At 70.8% G+C, this 12,866-nt stretch carries 12 protein-coding genes; 9 read left to right on the top strand and 3 right to left on the bottom strand.

Annotated features, from left to right (window positions below; translation table 11 throughout):
- The first annotated feature begins 83 nt into the window (after nt 1–83).
- A complete protein-coding gene (locus ACZ6TU_RS14090; protein ID WP_467668102.1) occupies nt 84–677 on the top strand; it encodes a histidine phosphatase family protein in 594 nt (197 codons plus the stop codon).
- A gap of 36 nt (nt 678–713) precedes the next feature.
- Here the strand turns inward: ACZ6TU_RS14090 and ACZ6TU_RS14085 are convergent, their stop codons facing one another.
- Complete coding sequence (locus ACZ6TU_RS14085) at nt 714–2,183, bottom strand: hypothetical protein (RefSeq protein WP_469548345.1); 1,470 nt, start codon at nt 2,181–2,183, stop codon at nt 714–716.
- 297 nt (nt 2,184–2,480) lie between these two features.
- Here ACZ6TU_RS14085 and ACZ6TU_RS14080 point away from each other — a divergent pair, with 297 nt between their 5' ends.
- Together ACZ6TU_RS14080 and ACZ6TU_RS14075 are read left to right on the top strand one after the other, a co-directional pair.
- On the top strand, nt 2,481–2,876 hold the full coding sequence (locus tag ACZ6TU_RS14080) for a hypothetical protein (RefSeq protein ID WP_467668106.1): 396 nt from the start codon (nt 2,481–2,483) through the stop codon (nt 2,874–2,876).
- A 77-nt stretch (nt 2,877–2,953) separates the two neighbouring features.
- A complete protein-coding gene (locus ACZ6TU_RS14075) occupies nt 2,954–3,823 on the top strand; it encodes a spermidine synthase (RefSeq protein ID WP_469548344.1) in 870 nt (289 codons plus the stop codon).
- Between the two features lie 13 nt (nt 3,824–3,836).
- Here the strand turns inward: ACZ6TU_RS14075 and ACZ6TU_RS14070 are convergent, their stop codons facing one another.
- A complete protein-coding gene (locus tag ACZ6TU_RS14070) occupies nt 3,837–4,355 on the bottom strand; it encodes a hypothetical protein (RefSeq protein ID WP_467668110.1) in 519 nt (172 codons plus the stop codon).
- A gap of 132 nt (nt 4,356–4,487) precedes the next feature.
- On the opposite strand from ACZ6TU_RS14070, the gene ACZ6TU_RS14065 reads away from it, so the two are divergent.
- The 6 genes from ACZ6TU_RS14065 (at nt 4,488) to ACZ6TU_RS14040 (ending at nt 11,359) form a co-directional block, all read left to right on the top strand.
- Nucleotides 4,488–5,192: a response regulator transcription factor gene (locus tag ACZ6TU_RS14065; RefSeq protein ID WP_469548342.1), complete on the top strand. Its 705-nt coding sequence runs from the start codon at nt 4,488–4,490 to the stop codon at nt 5,190–5,192.
- Nucleotides 5,189–6,589: a HAMP domain-containing sensor histidine kinase gene (locus tag ACZ6TU_RS14060; protein ID WP_469548339.1), complete on the top strand. Its 1,401-nt coding sequence runs from the start codon at nt 5,189–5,191 to the stop codon at nt 6,587–6,589. Before ACZ6TU_RS14065 ends, ACZ6TU_RS14060 begins: the two co-directional genes overlap by 4 nt.
- A gap of 217 nt (nt 6,590–6,806) precedes the next feature.
- Nucleotides 6,807–8,120, top strand: a complete 1,314-nt coding sequence (locus ACZ6TU_RS14055; RefSeq protein WP_469548337.1) for an ABC transporter substrate-binding protein — start codon at nt 6,807–6,809, stop codon at nt 8,118–8,120.
- A 33-nt stretch (nt 8,121–8,153) separates the two neighbouring features.
- Nucleotides 8,154–9,137 (top strand): carbohydrate ABC transporter permease, encoded by a 984-nt coding sequence (locus tag ACZ6TU_RS14050; RefSeq protein WP_469548335.1) that lies wholly within the window; start codon nt 8,154–8,156, stop codon nt 9,135–9,137.
- Nucleotides 9,134–10,021, top strand: coding sequence for a carbohydrate ABC transporter permease (locus ACZ6TU_RS14045; RefSeq protein WP_467668120.1), 888 nt, complete (start codon nt 9,134–9,136; stop codon nt 10,019–10,021). Before ACZ6TU_RS14050 ends, ACZ6TU_RS14045 begins: the two co-directional genes overlap by 4 nt.
- A gap of 21 nt (nt 10,022–10,042) precedes the next feature.
- Nucleotides 10,043–11,359, top strand: coding sequence for a glycoside hydrolase family 36 protein (locus ACZ6TU_RS14040; protein ID WP_467668122.1), 1,317 nt, complete (start codon nt 10,043–10,045; stop codon nt 11,357–11,359).
- 61 nt (nt 11,360–11,420) lie between these two features.
- On the opposite strand, the gene ACZ6TU_RS14035 is transcribed toward ACZ6TU_RS14040, so the two are convergent.
- A complete protein-coding gene (locus tag ACZ6TU_RS14035; protein ID WP_469548332.1) occupies nt 11,421–12,857 on the bottom strand; it encodes a GH1 family beta-glucosidase in 1,437 nt (478 codons plus the stop codon).
- Between the last annotated feature and the right edge of the window lie 9 nt (nt 12,858–12,866).

The following is a 12,866-nucleotide window of genomic DNA, read 5'->3' as shown; positions in this document are numbered from 1 at the left end:
AGATCGCCCCCCGGGTTGCCCGCGACCAGCGTGCGCGATGATGGAGGAGTTCCGCTCGCGTTTTTCTTCCGGAAAGGTCCCCCATGGCTCCGCGCATCCTGCTGGCCCGCCACGGACAGACCGAGTGGTCGCTGTCCGGCAAGCACACCGGCAGGACCGACGTGCCGCTCCTGGAGGAGGGCCGGCGCGGGGCCAAGCTGCTCGGCGAGCGCCTGCACCGGGCGCCGTACGACGGCCTGCCCGGCGTCGAGGTGCGCACCAGCCCGCTCGCACGCGCGCGTGAGACGTGCGAACTGGCCGGCTTCGGCGAGCGCGCGCGTGCGTGGGACGCGTTGCTGGAGTGGGACTACGGGGCGTACGAGGGCATGACCCCGGCGGACATCCAGGCCGTCCGGCCCGGCTGGCTCATCTGGCGCGACGGGGTCCCCGAGGGCGAGACCCTCGCCGAGGTGACGGCCCGGGCGGACGAGGTGGTCTCCTGGGCGCGCGCCGAGGACCGGGACGTCCTGGTCTTCGCCCATGGGCACATCCTGCGTTCCCTCGGGGCGCGGTGGCTGGGCCTGCCGATCGACTTCGCGGCGCGGATACGGCTGAATCCGACGTCGCTGTCGGTGCTGGGGTGGGCTTACGGAGAGCCGGCGATCGAGAGTTGGAACGATCTTGGGCACCTTGTGTAGTTGAGGAAGACGGGGTGCGGGTCGGGGTGCCCGCAGCTACGTCATCCTCGGCAACGACGCATGCCTCTCCAGGAACGCCGACACCCCCGAGGCCCGCCGGTGCGGCGAGAGCACCCGCGCCGTAGCCGCCAGCATCGTCTGGATCCGGGACGACTGGACCTCCTCCAGCAGATCCAGCACCCGCATTCCCGCCACGGCGGCCTCGTCCGGCCGCCCGCCCCGCGCGAGGTCGTCCGCCAGCTCGGCCGTGTACAGCGCGATGTTCCGCGTGAAGTGCGGATCCTGGAGCTCCGCCGCCCGCCGCGCGTGCCGCGCCGCCCGGGGCCAGTCGCCGAGCGTGGACCAGCACTGCGCCTCCAGCCCCTCCAGCTCGGCCTCTCCGTAGAAGCTCATCCACTCGGGGTCGTCGTCCGAGGGGCCCCGTTCGAAGAAGGCCTGCGCCCGGGCCAGTGCCTGCTCGCAGCCGACGCGGTCGGCGAGGCCCGCCCAGCCGCCCGCCTCACGCAGCGCGAGCAGCGACATCAGCCGGGCCGAGCCCACCGGCCGGGCGACGCGCTGTGCGGCCTGGGCGGCCCGGACCGCCTCGCGCGGCCGGCCCGCGTCGCGCGCGAGGAAGGCCGTGTTGCAGAAGGCGTGCGCCTCCAGGCCCGGATCGCCCGTCATCCGGGCGGTCGCCAGGGCCTCCGCGTAGTGGGAGCGGGCGTCGTCGAAGCGTCCCGAGTCGTGGGCCAGCCAGCCCACGGAGATGGCCAGTTCACCGGCGCCCGAGTAGAGCCGGTCCGCCGTCGTCTGCCGGGTCGTACCGGCGTCCAGCAGGGCGTAGGCGGCACGCAGCGGGGCCGCCGCACGGCGGTAGAGGCCGTCGGCCCCGTGCCGGTCGTCGAGCAGCCGGATGCGTCGGACGGCTTCTTCCAGGGCACCCGCGTCACTCGCCCCGGCGCGGCGCACGGGGCGCTGTGCCGCCGCGGCGTCGAGGGCGAGGCCGACGGGTCCCAGCGAGGCGGCGGCCACCGTGGCGCCCCCGCCGGTCATGAATGCGCGACGTAGCACGTCGCTCTCCTCGTAGGTGTCGTGCGGGTGGTACGGGTGGTACGGGTGGTACGGGTCGTACGGGTTCTGCGTTTCATACGGCTCGCACGCCTCGCTGGTCTCATTGGTGGCGTTCGCCGGGTTCGGGGTGCACGTCAGGGGCGCGTCCTCGGTGTCGCGCACCCGGCGTCCGCGTACCGACGAGCGGGGCGCGAACCCCAGGTCGGTGAGTGTGCGGCCAGGGAACATGTGCAGGAACACCCGTTCGTACGCGTAGTTGGGGCAGCGGATCTCGCCCGCCTCGACCCGGCCGACGTACCGCGCGTCACAGCTGACCTGCTCGCCGATCTCCAGAGCGGCCCGGCGGATCGCCGCGGCGAACTCGGCCGGTGAGCGCTGTCCGCGCAGGTGCCGGAAGGCGAGGTTGGGCCGCGGTGGCCGGTTGGGTTGAGACGAGGTCACCGTTGACGACGCCATGGCCGGGTCCTCTCGTGCGAACCGTCGAACCATGCCGGGTTCGGGGTGGGTTGTACGGGTTGTCCCGTATGGTCTGCCCCGTGTCCGGCGGGCAAGAACGTACCTGCTGTGCCGGAGTCCTCACGCTGGGTTTGACTACAAACCGGATATCTCATCCGTGATCTGCCATGAAGTGCCATCCTTTGCGGCTGACTTCCGCCGTAGCCGTTGACGGTCTGCCGCGTTGAACTCTGCGGACCGGGAGGCCCCCGACTCCCGACCGCTCGTCCAAGCAGGGGTTCTGTGGTGGAGGCCGGGATGGAGACCAGCCAGATCAACGATCCTCGTACGCCGCCGAGTACGCCGCCGGCCGGCTGCGATGTCGTGACGGTGCCGGCGCGGCAGGGGTTGGAGGCGGTCGACATCCTGCGGCGCGGGACCGGTGAAGCGGTCGGGCCCGTACTGCACGACGACGGCGGTGGCACGCTGGGCTTCCTGGTGCCGCCGGGGACGGCTGCGGCGTGGGACGTGCCGGGGAGCACGTGCACGGAGACCGACGGACGCGGACTGCCCCTGGCCCCCGAACCTCCGGTGGAGGGCTCGGACTGGCTGCTGCCGCCGGGGGAGGCGGACCTCGCGACGGACCCCGCGGTGCTGCGCAAGGCCCTCGGGGAGGCGGCCCGGACGATCAAGGCGGCGGACGGTTGCCGCTGAGGCGCCGATGCCGGCCAGGCGCTGACGCCCGCGGGAGCGGATGCCCGGCTTAACAGCCAGACCCCGATAATGGCCCAATGGGAAAGTCCAGGAGCGGTCGGCGCAGGCAGGCCGGTGCGGAAGCCGTCGTCGAGAGCGTCGACGGCGGGCTCGCCGAGCTGATCCCCGACCGCGAGCGGGCCCGGGCCTGGACCCTGGTGATCGACGGAGCCCCGCAGTCGCACGTCGATCTGGACGACCCGGCATACCTGTCCTTCGAGTACCAGCGCCGGCTCGGGCATGTCATCGACCTCGTCGCACCGCCGGGCAGGCCCGTGCACGCCGTGCACCTCGGCGGTGGCGCGTTCACTCTCGCCCGGTACGTCGCCGCGACCCGGCCCCGCTCCACGCAGCAGGTCGTCGAACGGGACGCCGGCCTCGTGCAACTGGTCCGCCGTGAGCTGCCGTTGGACCCGAACGCGCGCATCAGGGTGCGGTCCGTCGACGCCCGTGAGGGGCTCGCCAAGGTACCGGACGGCTGGGCCGACCTGGTCATCACCGATGTGTTCAGCGGGGCCCGGACACCGGCCCATCTGACCTCGACCGAGTTCCTCGACGACGTACGCAGGGCGCTGAAGACCGGCGGGGTCTACGCCGCCAACCTCGCCGACGGGCCGCCGCTCGCCCACCTGCGCGGCCAGATCGCCACCGCCGGCGCCCGTTTCGAGCAACTCGCGCTGGTCGCAGACCCGACTGTGCTGCGCGGCAAACGCTTCGGGAACGCCGTCCTGGTCGCCTCCGACCAGTCGCTGCCCGTCGCCGAGCTGACTCGCCGCGCCGCCTCCGACCCGCATCCCGGCCGGGTCGAGCACGGACGGACGCTGACCGACTTCACCGGCGGGGCCGTACCTGTGACGGACCTCGCGGCGGTGGCGTCGCCCGCGCCGCCCGCGTCGGTGTTCAAGTGAGCCCGTACGGCACTCAGTAGTTTCCGATCTCCACGCGCGGCGGTCCGTCGTGCCAGGTGCAGAACACCGACACCCGGTCCGCGCCCGAGGCGAACTCCACGCGGATCCAGGACTCGGTCTTCCACACTTGCATCGACCAGCCCGCGCCGGGAGTGGCCGAGACAAGGGAGGCGGAGGTCCTGCCGAGGTCGAAGACCGCCCGGCCGCCGTCGGTGTCGTAGCTCTTGACCTGGCCGGTGGCGGTGGCGGTTGCGGTGGGGGAGGGGCTGGGTGGTTTTGTGGGGAGCGGGCTCGGTTTGTCGGCCTTCGGTGGCGCGCTCGGAGTGCGCCGCTTCGGCGGAGGCGTCCGTTCCGACGGTGTGGCCAGTGGCTTCGGCTCCTGGGGCGTCGCGTCGGCGGCCTTGATGGGCAGAGCGCGCGGCGGGTCGTAGGCCGTACCCGCCATCACCGTGTGGACACCCCACCACGACAGGGTGACCGCCGCGCCCGTGGCGAGCAGCCAGGCCAGTACGTGTACGAGTCCTCTGCGCATCGGGGGCCATCCTGCCTCACGTGTCCCACGTGTTGTCCGCGAACGAGGGTCGCGCAAGGGCTGGTTGTCCCCAGGAGGGGAGTTGTCCACAGGCCCGCACCCGGCTGTTCGAGATGGCGTACGGTGCGGCGCATGGCACGTGTGCTCGTGGTCGAGGACGACCAGTTCGTACGCTCGGCGCTCATCCGGCACCTGACCGACGCCTCGCACACCGTACGCAGCGTCGGTACGGCACTGGAGGCGCTGCGCGAGGTCGCCCATGTCCGCTTCGACGTGGTGATCCTGGACCTCGGACTGCCCGATCTCGACGGGTCCGAGGCCCTGAAGATGCTGCGCGGGATCACGGACGTGCCGGTGATCGTCGCCACGGCCCGGGACGACGAGGCTGAGATCGTCCGGCTGCTGAACGCCGGAGCGGACGACTATCTGACCAAGCCCTTCTCGGTCGAGCACCTGTCGGCCCGCATGGCGGCCGTGCTGCGCCGCGTCCGCTCCGGCGCGGGAGAGGGAGAGCCGTCCCCGGTGATCCGGGTCGGCGGCCTGACCGTCGACCCGCTTCGCCGCCATGCCGAACTGGACGGCGCGCGGCTCGACCTCACCCGCCGTGAGTTCGACCTGCTCGCCTTCCTGGCCCGCCGGCCCGGTGTCGTCGTCCCTCGCAAGGAACTGCTCGCCGAGGTGTGGCAGCAGTCGTACGGTGACGACCAGACCATCGACGTCCATCTGTCCTGGCTGCGCAGGAAACTGGGCGAAACGGCCGCGAAGCCCCGCTATCTGCACACCCTTCGGGGAGTCGGCGTGAAGCTCGAACCGCCGGGGGCGGAGACGCCGCGATGAGGTGGGCCCTGGTCAAGGTGTCGCTGGCGGTGACCACCATGGTCGTGCTCGCCTTCGCGGTGCCGCTCGGACTCGTCATCCGCGAGATGGCCCGGGACCGCGCCTTCTCGGGTGCCGAGCGGGAGGCCGCGGCCGTCGCCCCGGCACTGTCCATCACCACGGACCGCGACCAGCTCGAACGGGTCGTGGCCTCCGCCGGTTCCGACGCCGGGATGGCCGTGCACATACCGGCGGGCGACGGCCAGGAGGCCTTGGAGCTCGGGCGGCAGCGCGCCGCCGACGAGGACATCGCGGCCGTGCGGAAACTGGGCCGCGCCTCCACCACCGGCGTCACCGGCGGCTCGACGCTGCTCCAGCCGGTCGCGCTCAGCACCGGCGAGATCGCGGTCGTCGAGGTGTACGTGCCGGAGGCCGAGGTCACCAACGGCGTGGGCACGGCCTGGGCGGTGCTCGCCGGGGTCGGTGTCGCGCTGATCCTCGGTTCGGTCGCGGTCGCCGACCGGCTGGGCGTGCGGATGGTCCGGCCCGCCAAGAGCCTGGTCGAGGGGGCGCACGAACTGGGGGAGGGCAAGCTGGGCGCCCGCGTGCCGGAGAAGGGCCCCACCGAACTGCGGCTCGCCGCAGTCGCGTTCAACTCGATGGCCGACCAGGTCGTCCAACTGCTGGCGAACGAACGGGAGCTGGCGGCCGACCTGTCCCATCGGCTGCGCACACCCCTGACCGTGCTGCGGCTCAACGCCGCGTCGCTCGGCGAGGGACCGGCCGCCGACCAGACCCGGACCGCGGTCGAGCAGTTGGAGCGTGAGGTCGACACCATCATCCGTACGGCCCGGGAGGCCAAGCCGCAGACGGCCGCGGCCGGTCCGGGCGCCGGGTGCGACGCGGCCGAGGTGGTGCGGGAGCGGATGGCGTTCTGGTCGGCGCTCGCGGAGGACGAGGGCCGCAAGTGGCGGGTGGCCGGTGCCGACCGGCCGGTGCGCATACCCGTGGCCCGTGCCGACCTGGCCGCCGCGCTCGACGCGCTGCTCGGCAACGTCTTCCGGCACACCCCGGAGGGCACCGCCTTCGCGGTCGACGTGCACAACGGCGAGGACGCGGTGATCGTCCTCGTGTCCGACGCGGGCCCCGGCATACCCGACCCGGAGGCCGCGATGGCCCGGGGCCGCGGCTCCGGGAGCGACGGTTCGACCGGTCTCGGTCTGGACATCGTGCGCCGGCTCGCGGAGTCGACCGGCGGGGACGTACGGATCGGCTCCTCGGTGCTCGGCGGGGCGGAGGTACGGATCTGGATCCAGCCGGCCGGGCGGGCGCCGACGGGCAGGGGGCGACGCGGGCAGGTGCGGCGACGGCGTCCGGGCAGGCTGGTCGCTGCATACAACCGCTCCCGCTCCGTTTGACGGCTTCCGCTCTCTCCGGCCGGTCCCGGCCCCTCCCGGGCGAGTGCGCGCTCACGGGTCGGTCACGTTTCGACAAATCGAGGCGGCGGGCCTTGACGCATGACCGGACATACGGCTGTTATTGCGCCACCGTGTTCGGTCAAGTTGATTTCTGGTCGATTAAGACCGGATTTCACGCCACACCCTCGTGGCCGAACCCTGCCCTCAGGAGCCGTTCATGCACGACCTCTCCCCCTCCGGACCCTCCTTCCCCGCTCCCAGCCGCCGCTCTCTCCTGCGCGGCATAGGGGGCGCGGCCCTGCTCGGCGCCGGCATACCCCTGCTGAGTGCCTGCGGCGGCAGCGGCTCGGCCGCCGATCCGAAGACGGTCAGCCTCGGCTCGAACTCCTCGGACGCGGTGCCGAAGAAGGCGTTCGCCGAGATCTACGCCGCCTTCACGAAGAAGTCCGGCGTCAAGGTCGACGTGAACACGAAGGACCACAACACGTTCCAGGAGCAGATCAACTCCTACCTCCAGGGCACGCCCGACGACGTGTTCACCTGGTTCGCCGGGTACCGCATGCAGTTCTTCGCGTCGAAGAAGCTCGCCACCCCGATCGACGACGTGTGGCAGAAGATCGGCGGGAACTTCCCCGAGGCGATGAAGAAGCTCAGCAAGGGCGAGGACGGCAAGTACTACTTCGTGCCGCTGTACACGTACCCCTGGGCGGTCTTCTACCGCAAGAGCGTCTTCGCCCAGCACGGCTACGAGGTCCCCACCACGTGGGACGACTTCGTCGCCCTGTGCAAGCGGATGCAGAAGGACGGTCTGGTCCCGATCGCCTTCGGCGACAAGGACGCCTGGCCCGCGATGGGCACCTTCGACCAGATCAACTTCCGTACCAACGGCTACGACTTCCACGTCGAGCTGATGGCGGGCAAGGCCTCCTGGACCGATGCCAAGGTGCGCAAGGTCTTCGACCACTGGACGGAGATCCTCCCCTACCACCAGGAGGGCGCGGTGGGCCGCACCTGGCAGGACGCGGCACAGACGCTGGTGGCCAAGAAGGCCGGCATGTATGTGCTGGGCACCTTCGTCGGCCAGCAGTTCACCAACAAGGCCGACCTGGACGACCTGGACTTCTTCGCCTTCCCGGAGATCGACCCGGCCTTCGCTCAGGACACCGTCGAGGCGCCGACCGACGGCTTCATGCTCTCCAAGGCCCCCAAGAACAAGGCGGGCGCCACCGAGCTGCTGGAGTACCTGGGCACCCCGGAAGCCGAGCAGATCTACCTCAAGTCCGACCCGAACGTGGTGGCCGCCTCCACCAAGGCCGACACCTCCTCGTACACGCCGCTGCAGAAGAAGGCCTACGAGATGATCTCGGGCGCGAAGAGCCTGACGCAGTTCATGGACCGCGACTCCCGCCCGGACTTCACTTCCACGGTGATGCAGCCCGCGCTCCAGAACTTCATCCGCAACCCCAAGAACGTCGACAGCATCCTCTCGTCGATCGAGCGTCAGAAGAAGACGATCTTCGCCTCCTCGTGACCGGAAACGGAGAATCGACGACTCGGATCTGACATGACTGCCACCCCCGCCAAGGTCCCGGAGACGGCCGACGAGCCGGCTCCGGGGTCCGCCCCCACGTCCAAGCCCGCCAAGGTGCCCCACGGGCACAAGCGCCTGCTGACCCGTCGCGACCGGCTCACGCTCGGCCTGATGGCGGGCGTGCCGACGATCCTGCACGTCGCCCTGGTGTGGCTGACGGCCCTCGCCTCCATCGCGCTGGCCTTCACCACCTGGAACGGCATCGGCTTCGACTCCATCCAGTGGGTGGGCCTCCAGAACTTCAAGGAACTGTTCACCAGCAACCCGCAGTTCTGGCCCGCCGTCGAGCACAACGTGATCTGGTTCGTCGTGCTCATCGTGCTGCCCACGCCCTTCGGCCTGTTCCTGGCCGTGCAGTTGGACAAGCAAATCCGCTTCAGCCGCGTCTACCAGACCGCGTTCTTCCTGCCGGTCGTGGTGTCGATGGCGGTCATCGGCTTCGTCTGGCAGCTGGTCTACAACCCCGACACCGGCCTGATCAACAGCCTCATCGGAGCCAACAAGCCCGGCCACTACATCGACTGGATCGGCGACCCGGACCTCAACCTCTGGGCCATCCTGGTCGCGGCCTCCTGGCGGCACGCCGGCTACATGATGATCCTCTACCTGGCCGGTCTGAAGAGCGTCGATCCCGCCCTGCGCGAGGCCTCCGCCCTGGACGGGGCCAACGAATGGCAGACGTTCAAGAACGTCGTCTTCCCCACCCTGCGCCCGACCAACACCGTCGTCCTGGTCGTCACGATCATCGAGGCCCTGCGCGCCTTCGACCTGGTCTTCGTCTTCAACAAGGGCGCCCAGGGCACGGAACTGCTGTCGATCCTGGTGACCAACAACATCATCGGCGAGTCCAGCCGGATCGGATACGGCTCCGCCATCGCCGTCGTCCTGCTGGTGATCTCGCTCGCGGTGATCATTCCCTACCTGATCGCCACCTTCCGGAAGGAGCGGCGCGCATGAGCACCGTCGCCGGCGTTCACAAGCAGCGCACCCCCGTCCGCCCCGCCCGGGTCCTGCTGCACACCTTCCTCGTCGTCACGGCGCTGGCCTGGCTGGCGCCCCTGCTGTGGGCCCTGCTCGCGGCGATGCGGCCGTATGCGGAGACCAGCGAGAAGGGCTATGTCTCCTGGCCCGACAAGCTGACCTTCGACAACTTCACCAACGCCTTCCAGCAGTCGGACATGCTGCACTACTTCGGCACCACGCTGATCGTGGCCGTGCCGGCCGTGCTGCTGACGCTGCTGCTGTCGTCGATGGTCGCCTTCTACGTCAGCCGCTTCGACTTCCGCGTCAACCTGGCGCTGCTGCTGGTCTTCACCGCAGGCAACCTGTTGCCCCAGCAGGTCATCATCACCCCGCTGTACCGGCTGTACCTGCTGATCGACCTGCCCGGCATCACCATGTCCGGCAAGCTCTACGACTCCGCGCTCGGCCTGGTCCTCATCCACGTGGCGTTCCAGTCCGGCTTCTGCGCGTTCGTGCTGAGCAACTACATGCGCTCGCTGCCGCACGAACTGACCGAGGCCGCCCTCGTCGACGGCGCCTCCGTCTGGCGCCTGTACTGGCAGATCGTGCTGCCGCTGTGCAAGCCCGCGATGGCCGCGCTCGCCACCCTCCTGTCCATCTGGATCTACAACGACTTCTTCTGGGCCATCGTCCTGATCTCCACCGGCGAGAACATGCCGATCACCTCGGCGCTGAACAACCTCTCCGGCCAGTACTTCACCGACCCGAACCTGGTCGCCGCCGGAGCCCTGCTCACGGCCATCCCCACCCTCATCGTCTACTTCGTCCTCCAGCGGCAGTTCGTCAGCGGCCTGACCCTGGGCGCCAACAAGGGCTGACCCTTCCCGAAAGAGATCACCGTGCAGCACCCCTTCACGCCGCTGGCCTCCGTGCCCGTCGACCGCCGCCGCGCCCGCGTCCACGAGGAGGGCTGGCAGTCCTGGAGCCCCAGCGGCGCCTACGCCCTCGGAGCGGGGCCCCACCGTCCGGCCAACGCCAACTGGGCCACGGTCTGCTACCGGCCCGGCGTCACCGTCCCCGACGGCGTCTTCCAGGGCGAGGGCCTGCTCGCGCTAGACCCCGGCGACGGCTCACCGGTCCGGCTGTGGGCGGCGGCCGAACCGACGTCCGAGGTGCCGTCGATCCGGCTCGCCGTACGGGACGGGATCGCGGAGATCGGTGCCGACGGCCTGGTGAAGGAGTGGACGGGCGACGACATCCAGTCCGTGCTGGGCGACTGGGCCTCCGGACTCGGCATCGCGGCCCCGCGCCCGGCGCCCACCGTCTGGTGCTCCTGGTACGAGTACTTCACGGAGGTCACCGAGGACGACATCCACGAGAACCTCCGTGCGATGGACACCCTCGACCTGCCCGTCGACGTCGTCCAGATCGACGACGGCTACCAGCGGGCCCTCGGCGACTGGCTCACTCTCTCCGGCCGCTTCCGCTCCCGCGCCGGAATCGCCGACAAGATCCGCTCCCGCGGGCGCCGCGCCGGCATCTGGACGGCACCGTTCCTCGTGGACCCGGCGAGCGAACTGGCCGCCGAGCACCCCGACTGGCTGGTCCGGGACGGCCGGGGCGGCTTCGCGCACGCCGGCCGCAACTGGGGCCACGACCTGCGCGTCCTGGACACCACTCACCCGGGCGCGGCGGGCTACCTGACCGAGGTCTTCACGACGCTGCGTGCCGAGGGCTACGACTACTTCAAGGTTGACTTCCTGTACGCGGGCGCCCTGGACGGCGTACGCCACGCGGAGGTCGACCCGCTCACTGCGTACCGCTCCGGCATCCGCCTGATCCGTGACGCGATCGGCCCGGACTCCTACCTCCTGGGCTGTGGCGCCCCGATGCTCCCCTCCATCGGCCTGTTCGACGCCATGCGGGTCAGCCCCGACACGGCCCCGCACCGCCGCCCCGAAGCGGACGACTACAGCCAGCCCGGCCAGGACCCGGCCGAGTTCACCGGCGCCGGCCGCCAGTGGCAGCACGGCCGCCTCTGGATCAACGACCCCGACTGCCTGATGGCCCGCCCGGCTGTCGAGACCCGCGAACAGTGGGCGGCACACGTGGAGTCCACGGGAGGCCTGATGGCCTCCAGCGACCGCCTTCTGTCGCTCGACGAGTGGGGCGTGACGACAACCCGCCGGCTGCTGACGCCACGCAGCGTCTCCTGACATGCCGGGGCGCGGCACTCCCCTATTAGTGCCGCGCCCCGTCCCCCCGCCTCCGCAGTGGCTAGACCGCCTCCGCCTCCGGCAGCGTCCCGGTGCGCGCCGCCTTCGCGTACCAGTGGGCGCTGGACTTCGGCGTGCGTTCGAGCGTCGCGTAGTCCACGTACACCGCGCCGAAGCGCTTGCCGTAGCCGTAGGACCACTCGAAGTTGTCCATCAGGGACCACAGGAAGTAGCCGCGGACGTCCGCGCCGTCGGCGATCGCGCGGCGGACCGCCGACAGGTGGCCGTGCAGGTAGGCGACGCGCTCCGGGTCGTGCACCCGGCCGTCCGAGTCGATCTTGTCGTCGTAGGCCGCGCCGTTCTCGGTGATGTACAGCGGCAGGCCCGGCGCCTCCCGGGTGTAGCGCATGATCAGCTCGTGCAGGCCGGTCGGGTCGATCGTCCAGCCCATCTCGGTGCGGTCGCCGGGCGTCTGGTGGAAGGCGACGTCGTCCGCGGCCGGCCAGGGCGAGTGGTCGCTGGACCCGTGGCCGTCGGCGCGCGGCTCCTTCGCCGACGGGTCGGCCGCCGAGACCAGCGCGGGCGTGTAGTAGTTGAGGCCCAGCGCGTCCAGCGGCTGGTTGATCAGCGCCAGGTCGCCGTCGAGGACGTGGGCCCAGTCCGTGAGCTCCGCCGTCGCCACGTACAGCGACTCCGGGTACGCGCCGTGCAGGATCGGGCCGTGGAAGACGCCGTTGGCCAGGTCGTCGATCTTCCGGGCCGCCGCCAGGTCCGCCGGGCTCTGCGAAAGCGGCCTGACCACCGAGGAGTTGAGGCTGATCGCGACCGCGTTGCGGGCCGGCATCACCGAGCGCAGCGCGGAGGCGCCCAGCCCGTGCGCCAGGTTCAGATGGTGCGCGGCACGCAGCGACGCCGCGGGATCCGTCCGGCCCGGGGCGTGCACCCCGGAGGCATAGCCCAGGAACGCGCTGCACCACGGCTCGTTGAGCGTCATCCACTGCTCGACCCGGTCGCCCAGCGCCTCGCCGACGATCTGCGCGTACTCCGCGAAGCGGTACGCCGTGTCACGCTCCGGCCAGCCGCCCGCGTCCTCCAGCTCCTGCGGCAGATCCCAGTGGTAGAGCGTGACGGCCGGCTTGATGCCCTTGGACAGCAGCTCGTCGACCAGCCGGCGGTAGAAGTCCAGGCCCTTCTGTACGGCCGGACCCCGGCCGGTCGGCTGCACCCGCGACCACGAGACGGAGAAGCGGTAGGCGCCCAGGCCCAGCTCCGCCATCAGCGCCACGTCCTCGCGGTAGCGGTGGTAGTGGTCGACGGCGGTGTCACCGTGGTCGCCGCCGGCCGTCTTGCCCGGCGTATGGCTGAAGGTGTCCCAGATCGACGGCGTACGGCCGTCCTCCCGCACCGCACCCTCGATCTGGTACGCGGAGGTCGCCGCGCCCCAGAGGAAGGCGGGAGGGAAGGTCACCGCGGTGGCCGGGTTCTCGGAGTCAGGCATGGAAGCGCT

This window comes from Streptomyces sp. NPDC052064 (genome assembly GCF_055585925.1).
The sequence above is the reverse complement of the archived record's forward strand: the minus strand, read 5'-3'. Positions and strand labels throughout refer to the sequence as shown.

Bases quoted from the DNA above. Each gene is read 5' to 3' on its own strand.
- ACZ6TU_RS14090 (WP_467668102.1), top strand. From the start codon at position 84: ATGGCTCCGCGCATCCTGCTGGCCCGCCACGGACAGACCGAGTGGTCG.
- ACZ6TU_RS14060 (WP_469548339.1), top strand. From the start codon at position 5,189: ATGAGGTGGGCCCTGGTCAAGGTGTCGCTGGCGGTGACCACCATGGTC.
- ACZ6TU_RS14035 (WP_469548332.1), bottom strand. From the start codon at position 12,857: ATGCCTGACTCCGAGAACCCGGCCACCGCGGTGACCTTCCCTCCCGCC.
- ACZ6TU_RS14055 (WP_469548337.1), top strand. From the start codon at position 6,807: ATGCACGACCTCTCCCCCTCCGGACCCTCCTTCCCCGCTCCCAGCCGC.
- ACZ6TU_RS14065 (WP_469548342.1), top strand. From the start codon at position 4,488: ATGGCACGTGTGCTCGTGGTCGAGGACGACCAGTTCGTACGCTCGGCG.
- ACZ6TU_RS14070 (WP_467668110.1), bottom strand. From the start codon at position 4,355: ATGCGCAGAGGACTCGTACACGTACTGGCCTGGCTGCTCGCCACGGGC.
- ACZ6TU_RS14085 (WP_469548345.1), bottom strand. From the start codon at position 2,183: ATGGCGTCGTCAACGGTGACCTCGTCTCAACCCAACCGGCCACCGCGG.
- ACZ6TU_RS14075 (WP_469548344.1), top strand. From the start codon at position 2,954: ATGGGAAAGTCCAGGAGCGGTCGGCGCAGGCAGGCCGGTGCGGAAGCC.
- ACZ6TU_RS14050 (WP_469548335.1), top strand. From the start codon at position 8,154: ATGACTGCCACCCCCGCCAAGGTCCCGGAGACGGCCGACGAGCCGGCT.
- ACZ6TU_RS14080 (WP_467668106.1), top strand. From the start codon at position 2,481: ATGGAGACCAGCCAGATCAACGATCCTCGTACGCCGCCGAGTACGCCG.
- ACZ6TU_RS14045 (WP_467668120.1), top strand. From the start codon at position 9,134: ATGAGCACCGTCGCCGGCGTTCACAAGCAGCGCACCCCCGTCCGCCCC.